Annotated in this window: 16 protein-coding genes; 14 read left to right on the plus strand and 2 right to left on the minus strand. The window is 64.7% G+C overall.

The window, feature by feature from the left end:
* Window positions 1-18: 18 nt before the first annotated feature.
* The 7 genes from dcd (at window position 19) to CH266_RS23945 (ending at window position 7,625) form a co-directional block, all read left to right on the plus strand.
* Window positions 19-597 carry a dCTP deaminase gene (gene dcd, locus CH266_RS23915; RefSeq protein ID WP_027495411.1) on the plus strand — a complete coding sequence of 193 codons (579 nt, stop codon included), beginning with the start codon at window positions 19-21 and terminating at the stop codon, window positions 595-597.
* 105 nt (window positions 598-702) lie between these two features.
* Window positions 703-2,247, plus strand: a complete 1,545-nt coding sequence (locus CH266_RS23920) for an Hsp70 family protein (RefSeq protein WP_176457191.1) — start codon at window positions 703-705, stop codon at window positions 2,245-2,247.
* Window positions 2,248-2,332: 85 nt separating this feature from the next.
* Window positions 2,333-3,772 carry a CYTH and CHAD domain-containing protein gene (locus CH266_RS23925; protein WP_094716374.1) on the plus strand — a complete coding sequence of 480 codons (1,440 nt, stop codon included), beginning with the start codon at window positions 2,333-2,335 and terminating at the stop codon, window positions 3,770-3,772.
* A gap of 84 nt (window positions 3,773-3,856) precedes the next feature.
* Entirely contained in the window at window positions 3,857-4,918 is a 1,062-nt protein-coding gene (locus CH266_RS25595; RefSeq protein ID WP_176457192.1) for a hypothetical protein, read from the plus strand.
* A gap of 150 nt (window positions 4,919-5,068) precedes the next feature.
* A complete protein-coding gene (locus CH266_RS23935; RefSeq protein WP_027495414.1) occupies window positions 5,069-5,356 on the plus strand; it encodes an ANTAR domain-containing protein in 288 nt (95 codons plus the stop codon).
* Between the two features lie 137 nt (window positions 5,357-5,493).
* Entirely contained in the window at window positions 5,494-6,462 is a 969-nt protein-coding gene (locus CH266_RS23940; protein ID WP_176457193.1) for an Hsp70 family protein, read from the plus strand.
* A gap of 83 nt (window positions 6,463-6,545) precedes the next feature.
* Window positions 6,546-7,625 (plus strand): fused (3R)-hydroxyacyl-ACP dehydratase subunits HadA/HadB, encoded by a 1,080-nt coding sequence (locus tag CH266_RS23945; RefSeq protein ID WP_032374830.1) that lies wholly within the window; start codon window positions 6,546-6,548, stop codon window positions 7,623-7,625.
* A gap of 435 nt (window positions 7,626-8,060) precedes the next feature.
* On the opposite strand, the gene CH266_RS25600 is transcribed toward CH266_RS23945, so the two are convergent.
* Both CH266_RS25600 and CH266_RS23950 read right to left on the minus strand, forming a co-directional pair.
* Window positions 8,061-8,225: a hypothetical protein gene (locus tag CH266_RS25600; RefSeq protein WP_176457194.1), complete on the minus strand. Its 165-nt coding sequence runs from the start codon at window positions 8,223-8,225 to the stop codon at window positions 8,061-8,063.
* 37 nt (window positions 8,226-8,262) lie between these two features.
* Window positions 8,263-8,976, minus strand: a complete 714-nt coding sequence (locus CH266_RS23950; protein WP_094716297.1) for a GntR family transcriptional regulator — start codon at window positions 8,974-8,976, stop codon at window positions 8,263-8,265.
* 119 nt (window positions 8,977-9,095) lie between these two features.
* Here CH266_RS23950 and CH266_RS23955 point away from each other — a divergent pair, with 119 nt between their 5' ends.
* The 7 genes from CH266_RS23955 to CH266_RS23985 all read left to right on the plus strand — a co-directional run bounded on the left by CH266_RS23955 (window position 9,096) and on the right by CH266_RS23985 (window position 16,525).
* Window positions 9,096-10,142 (plus strand): alcohol dehydrogenase catalytic domain-containing protein, encoded by a 1,047-nt coding sequence (locus CH266_RS23955; protein ID WP_057474383.1) that lies wholly within the window; start codon window positions 9,096-9,098, stop codon window positions 10,140-10,142.
* Window positions 10,139-11,344 (plus strand): D-mannonate dehydratase ManD, encoded by a 1,206-nt coding sequence (manD, locus tag CH266_RS23960; protein ID WP_032374833.1) that lies wholly within the window; start codon window positions 10,139-10,141, stop codon window positions 11,342-11,344. Before CH266_RS23955 ends, manD begins: the two co-directional genes overlap by 4 nt.
* 8 nt (window positions 11,345-11,352) lie before the next feature.
* On the plus strand, window positions 11,353-12,288 hold the full coding sequence (locus tag CH266_RS23965) for a sugar kinase (RefSeq protein WP_027495421.1): 936 nt from the start codon (window positions 11,353-11,355) through the stop codon (window positions 12,286-12,288).
* Window positions 12,285-13,697 (plus strand): mannitol dehydrogenase family protein, encoded by a 1,413-nt coding sequence (locus tag CH266_RS23970; protein ID WP_094716298.1) that lies wholly within the window; start codon window positions 12,285-12,287, stop codon window positions 13,695-13,697. Before CH266_RS23965 ends, CH266_RS23970 begins: the two co-directional genes overlap by 4 nt.
* Window positions 13,694-14,353 (plus strand): bifunctional 4-hydroxy-2-oxoglutarate aldolase/2-dehydro-3-deoxy-phosphogluconate aldolase, encoded by a 660-nt coding sequence (gene eda, locus CH266_RS23975; protein WP_032400452.1) that lies wholly within the window; start codon window positions 13,694-13,696, stop codon window positions 14,351-14,353. The genes CH266_RS23970 and eda overlap by 4 nt, the downstream gene beginning before the upstream one ends.
* A gap of 158 nt (window positions 14,354-14,511) precedes the next feature.
* On the plus strand, window positions 14,512-15,909 hold the full coding sequence (locus tag CH266_RS23980; protein WP_032400512.1) for an MFS transporter: 1,398 nt from the start codon (window positions 14,512-14,514) through the stop codon (window positions 15,907-15,909).
* A gap of 175 nt (window positions 15,910-16,084) precedes the next feature.
* Window positions 16,085-16,525: an Hsp20/alpha crystallin family protein gene (locus CH266_RS23985; RefSeq protein ID WP_027495425.1), complete on the plus strand. Its 441-nt coding sequence runs from the start codon at window positions 16,085-16,087 to the stop codon at window positions 16,523-16,525.
* The last annotated feature ends 8 nt before the right edge of the window (window positions 16,526-16,533 follow it).

Genomic DNA, 16,533 nt, shown 5'->3' on the forward strand with positions numbered 1-16,533 from the left:
GACCAGTAGCCTGCAGTGGTGCTGCTCTCCGACCGTGACATTCGTGCCGAAGTGACCCTGGGCAACCTGGCGATCGATCCCTTCGATCCGTCGATGGTGCAGCCGTCGAGCGTCGATGTGCGACTCGACAAGCTGTTCCGGGTGTTCAACAACACCCGGTACACCCACATCGATCCGTCCCAGCAGCAGGACGAGCTGACGACGTTGGTGGAGCCACGAGCGGGTGAGCCGTTCGTTCTTCATCCGGGGGAATTCGTCCTCGGTTCCACTCTCGAACTGACGACGTTGCCGGATTATCTGGCGGGTCGACTGGAGGGGAAGAGCTCTCTGGGCCGGCTGGGACTGCTCACCCACTCGACGGCAGGATTCATCGACCCGGGATTCAGCGGTCACATCACGTTGGAGTTGTCCAACGTCGCCAACCTGCCGATCACGCTGTGGCCGGGAATGAAGATCGGGCAGCTGTGCCTGTTCCGGCTGTCGTCACCCTCGGAGAATCCGTACGGCAGCGCCGCGGTCGGCTCCAAGTATCAGGGGCAGCGTGGTCCCACTCCGTCGAAGGCGTATCTGAACTTCATCCAGTCGGACGTGACATAGACCAACGTTCGGTCTGTTTTCTTGGACGAAACCTGGTGAGTTCCCGGTTGTAGCGGTATTCTGGTGCTCGAACGTGGGTTGGGGCCTACCAGAATGAGGTTTCTCGTGTCCGCGGTACCCGATCCGACCGTGCTCGGCGCTTCCCTGGGGTCGAGTGGCGTCCGCAGTGTGATCAGCGACAGCTCGGGTGTCGACACGGTGCTCCACGTCCTCGAACCGGTTGCCACCGGGCCTGCGCCCAACGGTCTCGCCCCGGATCCCTGGGATGCCGTTGTCGCATCGGTGCACAGCACGGCAGACGAATACGCGTCCGCTCGCCACTACCCGGTGCTCGCCCTTCGTGAGAGCGATCCCGACACGGCCTTCCGCGAGGACTTCTCCGACGGCATCGTGCTCGTATCCGAACTGGGTGCGCAGCTGGGCGCGTTACGAGAAACCGGAGTGCTCGCCGGAGAGCGTTGCGTCGCGCTGTTCGACGTCGGCGCATCCGGCACCAGCGTGTCGGTAGTCGACGTCGAGTCCGGTCGCGTTCTGGCCTCGCATCGCACCGAAGAACTCCGCGGCGACGACTGCGACCGTGTGCTCAGCGACCACCTGATCGAGACGTTCGGCGCGGCGGAGGCGTTGACGGTGGCAGCTCGTCGACAGCTCGTGCACGACGTGCGAGACGGCAAACACCAGCTGTCGATCCTGCGCAGCGTCTCTGTCGTCGGGCCGTTCGTCGGCGGTCGCGCCTCGTTGTGGCGACACGACCTCGACGAGCTCATCGGCGACGCCGTTCGTGCGGCAGTCTTCACAGCCGTCGACGTGATCGAGTCCGTCGCCGCGAGCGGCGTTCACGTGGAGGCGATCGTCGCAGTCGGCGGCGGTGCCAACATGCAGATCGTTCGGCAGACACTGTTCGACGCCGTGTCGGTGCCCGTCTACGTTCCGGAACGACCGGAATTGTTGGCCGCCCGTGGGGCAGCCGGGATCGCGCGGACCGTGGGAGCCAGGCCTGCACCGGCCCCTGCCGTGACCGCCGTGACCGCCGTGCCCTCCCGTCGTCCGCGGCACAGCGGCAGCCCGTCGAGGCGAATGGCCAGGGCAGCGAAGTCCCGCCGCGTCGGGGGCGCACTCGCCGCGCTCGTTGCGGTGTGCGCGGCCGGAACCGTGGTCGCGGCAGCGGCCCGGACCACCGACGACACCCCCGAACCGTCGATCGCGACCTCCCAGAACGCGTCGCCCTCCGCCCGATCGCAGGCTGTGATGCCGGCGGTGGACGGCTCACCGTCCGTGTCGACGCCGCCCTCGGTGCCGGCCACGGACGTGGCCGCGTCGTCCTCGACGTCTCCGACATCCGGAGTCTCGACGTCCTCTCCTGCACCCACCTCGCCGAACAGTGCCGGGTCACCGCCTCCAACCCGCACGATTCCTGACGTCACTGTCCTTCGGCCCGCGCGTGAGGGCACTCGAGTTCCGACGACGACCACGGCTCCGACCACCACGACGGCTCCGACTCACCCCACGACCACCACTGCGACGACCACCACTGCGCCGACCACCACTTCGCCGACAAGCACTGCGCCGGCCGCAACAACGTTGCCGCACACCACCACTCGCGCCTCGACCCCGACGAAACCCACGATAACCACGCCTCGGCGACCGTAGACACCGCCGTTCGTTTCGCCGTGGCGGCAATAGATCTACGGTTTCGACCGCCACGGGGCAGCATCCTCGAGGCAGGATGGTCGGTATGGAGTTACAGACCGAGCGCGAAGACAAGTTCGATGTCGATGCAGACTTCGAGTTTCCCTCCCTCACCTCGCTCGTTCCTGCCGACGGCGCGGCGGTGGAGACCGACACCGAACTGGTCAGCGAGTATTTCGACACCACCGGTCACGATCTGCTGCGTCGGGGAATCACCCTTCGGCGACGCACCGGAGACTCCGACAACGGTTGGCACGCAAAGGTTCCTGCGGAGAAGGCGCGAACCGAGATCAGGCTTCCGCTCGGCCACGGCGACCCGCAGGTCGTGCCCGACGAGCTGGCCGACGTACTGCGCGGGGCAGTCATGGGCAAGCAGTTGTCGGCTGTCGCCACCCTGACGACGCGTCGGAAGATTCGTACCGTCACCGATGCATCCGGAGCCGTCGTGGCCGAATTCGCCGACGACGCGGTGTCGGTCGTCCTGATCGGCGGCGCGACCGGGCCGCAGTGGCGTGAGGTGGAGGTCGAGCTCGGGCCCGCCGGCTCGGAATCGTTCCTGAAGAAGGCGAGCAAGGTGCTTCGCGCGTCGGGTGCGACGCCGTCGGCACATCCGTCCAAGTTGAATCGTGCGCTGTCGGTGGTTCGGGAGGAGCCGGCGCACGACGGGCTTCGGTTGCTCGTCGATTATCTCGACGAGCAAGCGCAGGCCATCGTGGCCGGCGACGTGTATCTGCGCCGCGGACTGGATCCGATTCACTCCACGCGGGTGGCCATCAGGCGCTATCGCAGTACGCTTCGCGTCTTCGGCAGCGTGTTCGAGGACGAGCCCGCGGCCGCACTCGAAGCCGAATTGTCCTGGTATGCAAGCCTGCTCGGCGAGGTGCGAGATCGGCAGGTGCAGCGGGCGCGGTTTGCAGCGGCGCTGCGAGACCTTCCGTCGGAACTGGTTCTGGGCCCGGTGGCGTCGCGCATCGAGAACGACCTGCTGGCCGAGCAGATCCGCCACCGCGAAGCTGCGATGGCGGAGCTCGACGGCGAACGGTATCGAGAGTTGCTCACGACCGTGGCTGCCTGGTCGAGGAGATTGCCGATCGACGGCGAGGTGAGCGAGCGGTTGCTGATCAAGCTGGCGCGCAAGGCCGGTAAGAAGGCCGTAGACCGCACCGAGAAGGCTGTGCGAGGCACCGACGACGAGCAACTGCACCGCGCGAGGAAGGCCTCGAAGCGGGCTCGGTATGCGGCCGAGTTGGTGGCACCCGTCATGGACAAGAAGGTGTCCAAGTCGAATATCAAGAGATACAAGCAGATTCAAGAAGTTCTGGGCGAGCATCAGGATGCCGTCATCGCGGCGGAGATTCTGCGCACCCTCGGGGCTCGAGCGGGAACCACCTCCGGCGAGAACGGGTTCACGTTCGGACTGCTCTTCGAGCGTGAGCGCCGTGCAGCCGAACTGGCTCGTGACGAGGCGAGCAAGCTGGAGTTCTGACCCCGGCACACAAACCGTCGTTTTCCCCGTTTAGGCCCTCGAAGTGTACTGTGAGGCCGAATCGAGTTGGGGGGGTCGACGGGTATGTCCGTTGCGTTGGGCGTTCACGTCGGAACCGACGAGATCTCGGCCGTCTTGGTCGAAACCGATCTGCCGGGTCTGGGCCCGGTCACCTCGCGACCCGTGTCGATCGCCGCTGCCCCCGGCGGAATCGGTGACGCCGTTGCGACGGTTCTCGGAATCATGCGTGTACAGGCAGCTCAACGAGACCTGATCGTCGACGGTGCCGCCGTGGTCTGCGACAACCTTCTGCACGGCGAGATCGTGCGGGCCGCGCTGGCCGACCACCGCGTCGTCGAGGTCTTGGCGATGGACGATCCGCGGTTGCCCGACGAGTACCCGTTGGACGTGGCCGCCGCCGTCGTCGGTGCCGCGTCCAGGACGGGCCGTCCGCCGGGTGACGAGATCGCTGCGGGGCAACCCGGCTTGGACGATCGGGCCGGAGAATTCGATGCTGCGTCGCGGGGATCTCGATGGACCATGGTCGGATTGGGTGTGGCCGTGCTGGCTGCTCTGAGTGGCGCAACCGTGTGGGCGTTCTCCTCACCCGCGCCGACTCAGGACGCAGTACTCGATACCGCAGATTCCAGCATCGCCCCATCGGTGCCCGGTCGGCCGGCGTCGAGCGCCGGGCCGGTTGTTCCTGTGGCTGGGCCGTCCGCGGTTCCACCGATCGGCGCGGGTGTTCTGGATGTATCGACCGCCGGCTCCGGGTCGGGAGGCATCTGGATCGACGCGTTCCCGGCGGCGGCCCCGAGTGCGACGTCGAACGCACCGAGCTCGTCGTCGACGGGACGGGAGAACTCGGGTGGCGGCAATTCCGCCCCCGGTGGTCGGGATACGAAAACAGAGATCTCGAAGCCCGAGACCGAGACTCCGCCGACCGACGACGAAACCACAGCTCCCACCGATACGAACGTCCCAGATCCCACAGAACCGGGTCCGACCGAACCCACGGAGCCGACGGAGCCCGCGGAGCCGACGGGGCCGACCGAGCCCGTGGAGCCCGCGGAGCCTTCGGGGCCGACGGATCCCGAGCCCGCGCCTCGGACGGAGGAACCACCTGTCACCGATCCGGCAGAGTGACGATTTCATCGATAATCCGTTGTGAGCGAGCGGGTTCGCTACTTCGAAAAGTCCGTGGTGTGACAGGTGTGTGAATTCGACTCGGACACCTGAACTTCTGCTCGAGCCTGGCTACCATCGGGTGATCGACCAGTAGACGGTGAGTTCTCGATGACCGACAAATCCGCAGTAGAACCGGTGACGCGCACGACCATCGACAGGGCTGTGGGTGTCCTCATTGCCTTGCGCGGCTGCAGTCCGGATGAGGCGTTCGCCGAATTGGCAGCGCACAGTTTCCGTTTCGATGTTTCTCTCGTGCAGTCGGCTCGATCCATCGTCACTGCGGCACGAGGAATGGACTCCGACAACGGCGTGGGCTGTGCCGCGATGTCGTCGGCGCAGGAAGAGTGGGGCTCGTTGCTCGCCGACCGTCGGGACGGATTCGGGCACGTCGCCTGACCCAACTCGTCGCCCGAGTGGTTGTAACGAATCCCAAAACAAACCGAAAGTTGAATAGAACAGGGCATTTACCGACTCCTCGACGGTTCGAGGCGCTACGATCGCCAGGTCGGAGTAGCTAGGCGAGTCGAGGGAACATGAGATCTGTCCTTGGTGTCTCGGTGGGTTCAGCCATTGCCCGGGGTGTAGCCCTGGATGCGTCGGACGAGTCGGTACGTTCTGCGCACGTCGTGCGATCGTTCGATCCCGACGACCATCTGCAGGTCGCGCTCGATCTGTTGGATTCGATGTCGCGGGATCAGATGGTGGATCGACCGGACATCGTTCTCGCCGTTCCGGACGATCCCGGTGCGCGCGGACGCACGTCGGCGTATTCCACGTACGAGGCCGATCGTCTGCTGGTGGCGTCGGAGCTCGGGGCGCAACTTCGGTATCTACGCGGCACGGGGATGCTCGAGGGTGCGCGCACCGTGGCCGTGTGCGACATCGGGGCGTCGGGAACCACCGTGTCCATTGCCGACCCCGCCACGGGAGCGGTGCACAGTTCGGTCCGCACCACGTTGTTCGGCGGGATCGGGTGTGACGCCCAGATCTCGCGTTACCTTCTGTCCGTCTACGGGGCAGACGAATTGGCCTCGGAACGGGCGCGCGCGGAGTTGCTGGTGTCCGTTCGCACGGCACGCGAACAGCTGTCACGCCTGCGGGTGGCCGAGGTCGCCGGGCCGTTCGTCGGCGGACAGGTCCGGTTGTGGCGCAACACGTTCGACGATGTTCTCGAGCGCAGTATCCGATCGCTGGAAGATTGGGTGGCCAGCATCATCGTCGACGCACCCTGCGCCGTGAATGCGTTGGTGATGGTGGGCGGATGCGCCAACCTGCCGTCGCTTCGTCGGATGTTTCGCCGCGATCTGATGTTGCCCGTCGTCGCGCCTGCCAATCCCGAGTCCCTCACTGCGCACGGGGCGGCCCTGATGGCGATCGATGCGGTCGCGTCGCGCCAACACCGTCCGCGCGGCGCGATGAGCAGTGCGTCGGTGCTGACTGAGCCGGCCGCGATGGTGGGCATGGTGGGGTACCGGGACGCCCCGCGGCACCGTTCTGCCTGAGCCCCTTCCTGGCCAACGTGCGTCGTCGTTGGGTAGGTTGCTCGGGTAATGATGAACAGTAGGGACGAGACGGTGGGGCAACAGTGGCAGAGCAGGTAGCGGAGTCCGGCGCAGCAGCATCCGATGCGGGAGCATTCGACCCGGCGGAGCACGCGCGCAGCATGGTCGGGTATCACTACCGCACCGAGGACTACTACGAGGTGGGCCGCGAGAAGGTTCGCGAGTACGCCCGTGCCGTTCAGGATTTCCACCCCGCCCACTGGGACGGCGATGCCGCGGCAGCGCTGGGCCACAGCGCTCTGGTGGCCCCGCTGACGTTCATGTCGTTGGTCGGCACTCTGGCGCAGAAGAAGCTGTTGCAGTCCATCGCCGAGGGCTACGACCTCAGCCAGATTCTGCAGACCGATCAGGTGCTGGTGTTCCAGAAGCCGATTCTGGCCGGTGACCAGTTGACCTGCGATGTCTCCCTCGACGCGTTCAAGACGGTCATGGGTCGAGACATGATGATCACCAAGAACGTCGTGTCCAACCAGAAGAACGAACTGGTGCAGACCACGTACACCACGCTGCTCGTCGGGCGATCCGGCGAGATCGATCCGGCCATCTCCGAGGCGGCTCGCAACATCGTGATGTTCGGTGCGACGACCGACACCAGCAGTGCCGAGGCGAGTGAGCACGACACCCTGTCCACTCCGCAGGAACACGAGCCGCTCATCGTCGAGGAGTACCGGGGTCAGCCCACTCGGAAGTTCGACGAGGTGAATGTCGGCGACGAGTTGCCCTCGCGCACTGTGCGTTTGACTCGAGGAGATCTGGTGAACTACGCCGGCGTCGCCGGTGACGCGAACCCGATTCACTGGGACGAGAAGTTCGCCAAGATGATCGATCTCGAGAACGTCCTGGCGCACGGCATGCTCACCATGGGTGTCGGCGGCGGTTTCATCAGCGAGTGGCTCGGCGATCCAGGCGCGGTGAAGGACTACACCGTTCGATTCACCACCCCGATCCCGGTGGACACACACAAGCCGGCCGAAATCGTCTTCGGCGGCAAGATCAAGTCGAAGGACGAGGAGTCCCGTACGGCCGTCATCTCGATCGGCGCGACCTTCGAGGGCAAGCGAATCTTCGGCCACCGCGCTACTGCGACAGTGCAATTGGGCTGAGCCTGTTGCCGCGTATCGGCTCCTCAGTTTCGGATTTCTGACTCCGATCGGCGTCGGGTTTCCGAGGTGGGGAGCTGATGTGTCGGTGGGGGCGTGGATGTGTGGGTGGGGGTTGCAATCTACGCCCCTGTTCGGAATTTACGCCCCGTGTGGGGGGTGTGGATTGCTGCTGGGGGCGTAGATGTGTCGGCTGCGCTTGTTGCCGCGTATCGGCTCCTCAGTTTCGGATTTCTGACTCCGATCGGCGTCGGGTTTCCGAATGTGGGGAGCTGATGTGTCGGTGGGGGCGCGGATGTGTGGGTGGGGGTTGCAATCTACGCCCCTATTCGGAATTTACGCCCCGTGTGGGCGGCGTGGATTGCTGCTGGGGGCGTAAATGTGTCGGCTGAGCCACGCCGTCGAAGCGGTGTGACCCGAAGAAGGCACTTGCGCAAATCAGCGAACGATGTCCATGCTCGGGTCGTTCTTGGGTTTGTGGTCCCAAATGGAGGTGTCGGACTCGAGGGTCTGGCCCTCATGGGTGGGTTCCACCGGCTCCGGTAGTTGTCGCCACTGTGCCCGCGGGTCGTCCTGAGGTTCGATGCTCGATTCATCGTCCATGGTGGTCAAGCTACCCGCCGGAGCGGCAGCGCCGCACTCATTCCCAGCTGGAGACAACCTTGCGCGTCGGGCGTTCGTTGCTGTTGGAGAACAGGTGTGGGCTTTTGCTCTTGATGTATTCGACGTCGGCGAACACGGCGCGCAGGTGCTGGCGCATCGACTGGGCCGCGGCCTCGAAGTCTCGGGCTTCGAGGCCGTCGACTATTGCGGTGTGCTGTTCGATGAGGTCGGGGATGGGACGGGTGTCGCGCAGACCGAGTCGTCGGGCTCGGTCCAGATGAGCTTTCGCGGATTCGACGGATCGCCATGCGGCGGAATGTCCTCCGGCTGCGAGGAGTAGCTGGTGGAATTGCTCGTCCAACTCGAAGAATTGGTCCATGTCGATTCCAGGCTCGGCCTGCGCTGCCAGATTGGCGCGCAACGCAGAGAGGTCCTGGTCCGAGCGAGACGTGACTGCGTCTTTCAATGACGCGGTTTCGATTGCCTCCCGGACGAATTGGGCATCGGCAACACGGTCGGTGTCGACCCGCGAGACGAAGGTGCCGAGTTGTGGGAAGACCTGAACCAGACCCTCTTCGGCCAGCAGGATCAGGCTTTCGCGGACGGGTGTGCGGCTCACGGACATTTGCTCGGCGAGGTCGTTCTCCGACAGCGGGCTACCCGGGGGGAGCGTCAGCGACACGATGCGTAGGCGCAATTCTCGGTACGCCCGCTCTCGTGCGGTGACTTTCCTGCTGCTCTGTGTGCTCACCGGTCAAGACTAACGTGACCTCGTGGGTGACCCACAGGGCCGAAGCCTTGACGAAGTGCTGCCCGTCACTAGTATGGTAGTACTGATATTCAAGGCACTACGGCGGAGGCTCTACAGCGATGGCAGTGATCAGCGGCAACGACGAGGCAGCCGTCCTACACGGTCCACGTGACCTGCGGATCGAGAAGATCGACCGTATGCAGGTCGGCGACGGCCAGGTCAGGGTGGAGGTGCACGGCGTGAGCCTGTGTGGCTCGGACCTGCACTACTACGCCGACGGCCGCAACGGCTCCAATTCGCTGACGCAGCCCACCGTCTTGGGCCACGAGGGATTCGGGGTCGTCACCGAGGTCGGCGCGGGCGTGTCCCAGGACCGGATCGGCCAGCGAGTGGCCATCGAACCCGCGATTCCGAACGGCACCTCACCGCTGAGCCTGAGTGGTCACTACAACGTCTGTCCCAGCGTTGTCTGTTTCGGATCCCCACCGAACCACGGACTGCTGCGGCAATCCGTCGTTCTCGCAGCCGAATTCGCGCACCCCCTCCCTGATTCGATCGGCGATGACGTCGCTGCGCTGATCGAGCCCCTGGCCGTCGCAGCGTGGGCTGCCGCACGGGTCGGGTCGGTGCTGGGCAAGCGCATCGCGATCACCGGTGCCGGGCCCATCGGTCTGTTGGTTCTGCAGACGGTCATCGCCCTGGGCGCGTCGGAGACGACCATCACCGACGTCGCACCAGCTCGACTCGAGGTCGCGGCAGCGCTGGGTGCCACCACGACAATGCGTTCCGGCGAAGACGCACTGCCGGAAGGCGCTTTCGACATTGCCTTCGACTGCTCGGGACATCCCGGAGCCATTGCCGACGCGGCACGCTCACTCGGCCCGGCAGGCATTCTGGCGCTTGTCGGCGTGCCCGGACGCGCGTCTGCCGAATTCCCCATCGGAGCAGTGCAACGCTGGGAGCTCGACATCCGCGGGTGCTTCCGTTACGGCCCTTCGGCATTCGCCGACGCGATCGCACTCGCCGGATCGGCGCGAGTGGACCTCGCGGCACTCGTCACATCGACGTACCCGTTGGCCGAATCTGCCGCAGCGCTCGAGGCCGCGCTCACCGACCCCACCCAGCTCAAGATCGTCATCGACACCACTTCGCAAGGACCGCAATGAAAATCATCGACGCCACCGTCATCGTGACGGCTCCGGGCCGCAACTACGTCACGCTCAAGATCACCACCGACGAGGGCATCGTCGGGTGGGGTGATGCGACGCTGAACGGACGCGAGCTCGCAGTCGAGTCGTACTTGAAGGACCACATTGCGCCACTCCTGATCGGACGCGATCCCCATCGGATCGAAGACATCTGGCAGTACCTGTACAAGGGTGCCTACTGGCGACGTGGGCCGGTGACCATGACGGCCATCGCAGCCGTCGACGTCGCACTGTGGGACATCAAGGGCAAGGCCGCCGATATGCCGGTCTACCAGCTCCTCGGTGGTGCTGCACGAGACGGGATCATGGTCTACGGGCACGCCAGCGGCGGTAGCATCGAAGAGATGCTCGACGACGTCCAAGCGCATCTCGACAAGGGCTACAAAGCAATTCGTGCCCAGTCGGCCATTCCCGGTCTCAAGAAGACCTACGGAATTCCGGTCGACGGCTTCTACGAACCCGCATCCGGCGCTGCGCCGCAGGAAGATTCGTGGGATACCGCCCCGTACATGCGGTTCGCACCGCAGATGCTCGGTGCCGTGCGCGAACGTCACGGGTTCGACTTCCATCTCCTGCACGACGTGCATCACCGTCTGAGTCCGATCGAGGCCGGACGCCTGGGTCGCGACCTCGAAGAGATGCGGATGTTCTGGATCGAGGATCCCACTCCAGCCGAGGATCAGAGTGCCTTCGCCACCATTCGCCAACACACGACCACCCCCATCGCCGTCGGCGAGATCTTCAACTCGATCTGGGACTGCCAGGATCTGATCACCAACCGGTGGATCGACTACATCCGAGCGTCGGTCTCACACGCCGGCGGCATCACCCATCTGCGCAGAATCTTCTCGTTGGCGGATCTCTACGGCGTTCGGTCCGGATCTCATGGTGCGGGCGATCTTTCGCCCGTCTCCCTCGCAGCCGCATTGCATGTCGATCTGTCGATCCCGAACTTCGGCGTGCAGGAGTACATGGGTCACGTCGACCCGACCGGCGATGTGTTCCAGACCAGCTACACCTTCACCGACGGTTTCATGCACCCGGGAAACAAGCCGGGCATCGGCGTCGAGGTGAACGAAGAGGCCGCCGCGAAGTACCCGTACAACCCCAAGTATCTGCCCGTCAATCGCCGTCTCGACGGCAGCATGCACGATTGGTGAAGCGCCACATGACCACAACGCAATTCGATGTCGTCCTGCTCGGCGAGCCCCTCGTCGAGGTCTCGACCACCGAGGCCTTCCGACACGGAGCGCACGGGGTGCTCGGGGTGTCGGGAGATGTCGTCAACGCAGGTGCCGCTGCCGCGGCCGCGGGTGCCTCGGTCGCGCTGATCGCGCGGGTATCCGACGACGAGCTCGGCGACGCCGTCTGTCGGCGAATTCGTGAACTCGGTATCGACGACACCTACATTCGGCGAGTTCCCGGACAGCAGGGTGTCTATTTCCTGCACATCGATCCGGAGGGGAATCGCCAGTTCTCCTATGCCCGAGCCGGATCGGTGGGCAGTCAGCTCGATGTGGCAGACCTGCCCGAGGGTGTGATCGAGCAGGCGGGTGCCGTGCTGGGCGGCGGAATCGCTGCGGCACTGTCGCCAACGCTCGCCCGCACGATGCTGCACGCGGCGCAGCGCTCGGGCAGATTCGTCTACGACCCCAACTTTCGCCCCAGGTTGACCACGGCCGACGAGGCCCGCGCATTCCTGCAGAGCGTTGCTCCCTGTACCGAGGTGATGGTGCCATCGGCACCGAGCGAGATCGAATTGCTCCTGGGCACAACCGAACCGGAGGCTGCTGCAGCTTTCCTGATGGGCTGGGGTGCACGTTCCGTGGTGGTCACGCGAGGGTCCGAAGGGTCCAGCATCTTCACCGCTGCGGGGACGTCGCACCAGCCGGTGATCCCCGCGCTCGAGGTCATCGATCAGACCGGTGCCGGTGATGTGTTCGCCGGCACCCTGACGGCGCGTCTCGCTCTCGGCGACGATCTTCGCGAGGCGGCGGCCATGGCAGCTGCTGCGGCATCGCTGAGCGTCGGCGGGCGGGGCGGCACCGGTCTCATCGCACCGCTGTCCGAAATCCGACGTCACAGAGAACGAGTGACGACATGACGGTGGCCACGCGATTGTCCGATGCGACCGCCGAGGTCGTTCGTCCCACCGCCAGCGGAATCGTGCATCTCGGCGTCGGGGCATTCCATCGGGCGCATCAGGCCGCGTTCACCTACGAGGCGGCGCTGCTGACCGGTGAGACCAATTGGGGCATCACCGGTTTCACCCAGCGCAGTAACACCGTGGTGGAACAGCTTGCCCCACAGGACGGGTTGTTCACCCTGGTGCAGAAGGGAACCGAGGAGACGACGGCGACCGTCGTCGGTTCGATGCTCGACGTACGGAACGCGGCCGCTGACCCCGGCGCGGTGGTCGAGGCCATCGCCGATCCCGCAACGCACATCGTCACGCTGACGGTCACCGAGAAGGGGTATCGACTCGACCCCGCGTCGGGTCGACTGCGCCTGGACGATCCGGAGATCGCGGCGGATCTGGCAGGCAGGCCGCCGCGCACCGTCGCCGGACAGTTGGTGGCGGGCCTGGCTCGACGCATGGCAGGCGATGCGCCCCTCACGGTGTTGTGTTGCGACAACCTACCGTCCAACGGGCACATACTCTCCGAACTCGTCCGTGTTTTCGTAGAGGCACGCGGCATGAACGACGCTCTGGCCGAATGGATCTCGCGTCGAGTCGCATTCCCCAGCAGCATGGTCGATCGAATCGTGCCGGCTACCACCGATGAGGACAGGGCGGACAACGAACGACGAACGGGACTGCGCGACGACGCCCTGGTGGTGTGCGAACCCTTTCGGCAGTGGGTGATCGAGGACAATTTCGCTGGTCCGCGTCCGGCCTGGGAACGAGTGGGCGTGCAGTTCGTCGACGACGTGGAGCCGTGGGAGACCATGAAGTTGCGCGTCCTCAATGCCACTCACTCGGTGTTGGCCTACCTCGGAATTCTGCGTGGACACAACACCATCGCCGAGGCGGTCCAGGATTCGGAGCTCGACGAGATCTGCCGGGCCATGGTTCTCCGAGACGTGGCACCGACGACAACCGGCGGAATGGACGCTGTCGGCTACGGCAACGAGGTCCGCGCACGATTCGCCAATCCGGCGCTGAAACACACCACCCGGCAGGTGGCGATGGACGGATCGCAGAAGCTCGGACCGCGCCTTCTCGGAACCGTGCGGGACGCCACAGACGCCGGTGGTTCGACGGACATGCTCGCCCTTGCCGTCGCAGCCTGGTGCGCCTTCGTTCTCGCCGAGACGGGAGCCGGACGTGCACTGGACGATCCGTTGTCGGCGCAGTTGGCTCGGGCCGGGTCGGCGTCGGACCTTCTCGCTGTCGAGTCCATCTTCGGGTCCGATCTCGGGCCCACGTCACCGTTCGGCACGCAGGTCGTTGCGTGGACCGACTTCCTACGGACCAACTCGCTGAGCGAGTGGAAACGAGTGCTGGTATGACCTCCGAACACGAAACATTGCTCGAAAACCTCACTGCCCGAGATGTATTACGCGTGAGTCCGGTGATTCCCGTCGTCGTGATCGATCGGGTGGAGGATGCAGTGCCGCTGGCGCGTGCACTCTATGCGGGCGGCATCGGCATCATCGAGATGACATTGCGGTCCGAGGCCGGGCTCGGTGCCATTGCGGCGATCGCTGCGGACGTGCCGGAAGTGGTCATCGGCGCGGGAACTGTGCTGAACCGCGACGATGCCATGAGATCGGTGGATGCCGGCTCGAGGTTCCTGGTCTCACCCGGATCGTCGAAGGGTCTGCTCGACGCGGTACGCACGCTACCGGTGCCTGTTCTGTCGGGCGTGTCGACTGCGACCGAGGCGATGACCGTTGCCGAGGCCGGATCGACCGAGATGAAGTTCTTCCCGGCCGAGTTCTCGGGTGGCGCAGCGGCACTGGGCGCGCTGGCAGGCCCGTTGCCGCACTTGACGTTCTGCCCCACCGGCGGGATCACTCCGCAGAACGCTGTCGACTACCTGGCATTGCCGAATGTGGTGTGCGTCGGCGGTAGCTGGCTCACGCCGCGCTCACTGGTGCAGGCGGGGGACTGGGCCGCGATAGAGGAACTGGCCCGTTCTGCGAGTGCGCTCGGCACCGCGTAGTTCGGTTCGCGAAGGGTCATTGACGTATTGGTATAACAGTGCTTGTATATCACTGTGGCGAGCGCCACCAACCCTCCTCGATGAGGCACAGGTCTCGCGGAGACCGCGGCGAACTCGCATCATGAACTCATCGATCATCACCAGCAATGGAGCTTCGGATGTCACAGGACACCAACGAGTCGACGGACGATCGCGGTAACACCGCCGTCCCGACTCGCAGCACTAAAGACCTCACCAAGGCGGCGATGTCCGGTTGGCTGGGTACGGCAATGGAGTTCATGGACTTCCAGCTGTATTCGCTCGCCGCCGCGATCGTTTTCAATCGCATCTTCTTCCCCGACGTGAGCCCGGCGATCGGCTTGATCGCCGCCATGGCCACTTACGGAGTCGGCTACGTGGCCCGCCTGGTCGGTGCCATCTACTTCGGCCGGATGGGCGATCGGATCGGTCGAAAGAAGGTCCTGTTCATCACCATTGCGATGATGGGCGCATCCACCACCCTCATCGGCGCACTGCCGACTTACGACGCGATCGGCATCATGGCGCCGATCCTGCTCGTTGCCCTCCGCCTGATCCAGGGCTTCGGTGCCGGAGCCGAAATCGCCGGGGCGACGGTCATGTTGGTCGAATACGCACCGGACAAGCGTCGAGGCCTCATCGCATCGCTGGTCTCCCTGGGAACCAACTCCGGAACCCTTGCGGCCTCGGCTATCTGGGCCCTGCTGCTCGCTGTCCTGTCCGAGGATCAGTTGCTCAGCTGGGGCTGGCGAGTGCCGTTCCTCGCGAGCTTCTTCCTGATGATCTTCGCGGTGTGGTTGCGCTCGAACCTGAAGGAGAGCCCGGTCTTCGAGGAGCGTGCCGATGTGGTCGACGGTGTGGCTCTCTCGCGCGACGAGATCGAGAAGACCGACGAGGACGTGAAGGTCAGCGTTCTCGAGTCCGGTCTCAAGCAGAAGAAGGGGCGCGCGTTCTTCATCGCGCTGGGTCTGCGTTTCGGTCAGGCGGGCAACTCCGGACTGATTCAGACGTTCCTGGTCGGTTACATCGCGTCGACGCTGCTGATCGATCGTTCCATCGCCACCAGCGCGATCGTCTACGGCTCGCTCATCGGTTTCGCGACCATTCCGATCATCGGCATCCTGGGCGACAAGTTCGGCCGTCGTCCGATGTACATGGTGCTCAGTGCGCTCACCATGATTCTCGCGTTCCCGCTGATGCTGATGGTCACCAGCGGCAACACCATAGCCCTCGTCGTCGCAATGGTTCTTGCTCTGAACCTCGGTGTGCTGGGCCTGTTCTCGCTCGAAAGCGTGACGATGGCGGAGCTGTTCGGCGCACGTACCCGCTTCACGCAGCTCGCGCTGTCCAAGGAGATCGGCGGCATCCTCGCCACTGCCATCGGACCGCTGCTCGCGGCCAGCCTCACCGCATGGACCGGTAGCTGGTGGCCCATCGCGGCGATGCTCGTGATCTACTCCGCGATCACGCTGGTGTCGGCCTACCTGGCACCGGAAACCAAGGGGCGCGATCTCGTCAGACTGGCCGACGCAGCCTGAGATGTCCGCAGTGGTGTAGCTGAGCCCATAGCTGCACCACTGCAACAGAATTGAACGCAAAAAAATCGAAGTACCCTATTGGCACTCTCCGGTGGAGAGTGCTAATTTGGGTTCTGCACAGTGAAGGGCGGCCCGCCACAGGGGCGGACGCTTCGTCGTACAGGAGGTGGTTGCTGTGCTTCGCTTCGATCCGTTCCGTGACCTCGACTCGATTGCCGCCGGCATGCTCGGCGCGACCAGTGGTTCGGACCGTGCGCCCAGATTCATGCCGATGGATCTGTACAAGCTCGACGACCATTACGTACTCAACGCCGACCTACCCGGCGTCGATCCCGGCTCCATCGACGTCGACATCGACCGCGGCACACTCACTCTGACGGCGCATCGCACCGCTCCGAGTAGTGATGGTGTGCAGTGGCTTTCGTCGGAGCGGTTCGCCGGAACGTACCGTCGGCAACTCTCCCTGGGAGACGGCGTCGACGCGGAGAAGATCTCTGCCTCCTACGACAACGGCGTCCTGACGGTCACCATCCCGCTGGCGGAGCGGGCGAAGCCGCGCAAGATCGAGATCGCCCACGACAACACGCAGAAGACCATCGAGCCGCAGAAGAGCTGAGTGCGCTT

Origin of the sequence: Rhodococcus sp. 06-1474-1B (assembly GCF_002258885.1) — a bacterium.
In the GTDB taxonomy this organism is placed as follows: domain Bacteria; phylum Actinomycetota; class Actinomycetes; order Mycobacteriales; family Mycobacteriaceae; genus Rhodococcoides; species Rhodococcoides fascians.

Excerpts from the sequence above, each read along its gene's own strand:
- CH266_RS23925 (WP_094716374.1), top strand. The coding sequence starts at position 2,333 with ATGGAGTTACAGACCGAGCGCGAAGACAAGTTCGATGTCGATGCAGAC.
- CH266_RS25595 (WP_176457192.1), top strand. The coding sequence starts at position 3,857 with ATGTCCGTTGCGTTGGGCGTTCACGTCGGAACCGACGAGATCTCGGCC.
- CH266_RS23935 (WP_027495414.1), top strand. The coding sequence starts at position 5,069 with ATGACCGACAAATCCGCAGTAGAACCGGTGACGCGCACGACCATCGAC.
- CH266_RS23940 (WP_176457193.1), top strand. The coding sequence starts at position 5,494 with ATGAGATCTGTCCTTGGTGTCTCGGTGGGTTCAGCCATTGCCCGGGGT.
- CH266_RS25600 (WP_176457194.1), bottom strand. The coding sequence starts at position 8,225 with ATGGACGATGAATCGAGCATCGAACCTCAGGACGACCCGCGGGCACAG.
- CH266_RS23955 (WP_057474383.1), top strand. The coding sequence starts at position 9,096 with ATGGCAGTGATCAGCGGCAACGACGAGGCAGCCGTCCTACACGGTCCA.
- manD (WP_032374833.1), top strand. The coding sequence starts at position 10,139 with ATGAAAATCATCGACGCCACCGTCATCGTGACGGCTCCGGGCCGCAAC.
- CH266_RS23965 (WP_027495421.1), top strand. The coding sequence starts at position 11,353 with ATGACCACAACGCAATTCGATGTCGTCCTGCTCGGCGAGCCCCTCGTC.
- CH266_RS23970 (WP_094716298.1), top strand. The coding sequence starts at position 12,285 with ATGACGGTGGCCACGCGATTGTCCGATGCGACCGCCGAGGTCGTTCGT.
- eda (WP_032400452.1), top strand. The coding sequence starts at position 13,694 with ATGACCTCCGAACACGAAACATTGCTCGAAAACCTCACTGCCCGAGAT.
- CH266_RS23980 (WP_032400512.1), top strand. The coding sequence starts at position 14,512 with ATGTCACAGGACACCAACGAGTCGACGGACGATCGCGGTAACACCGCC.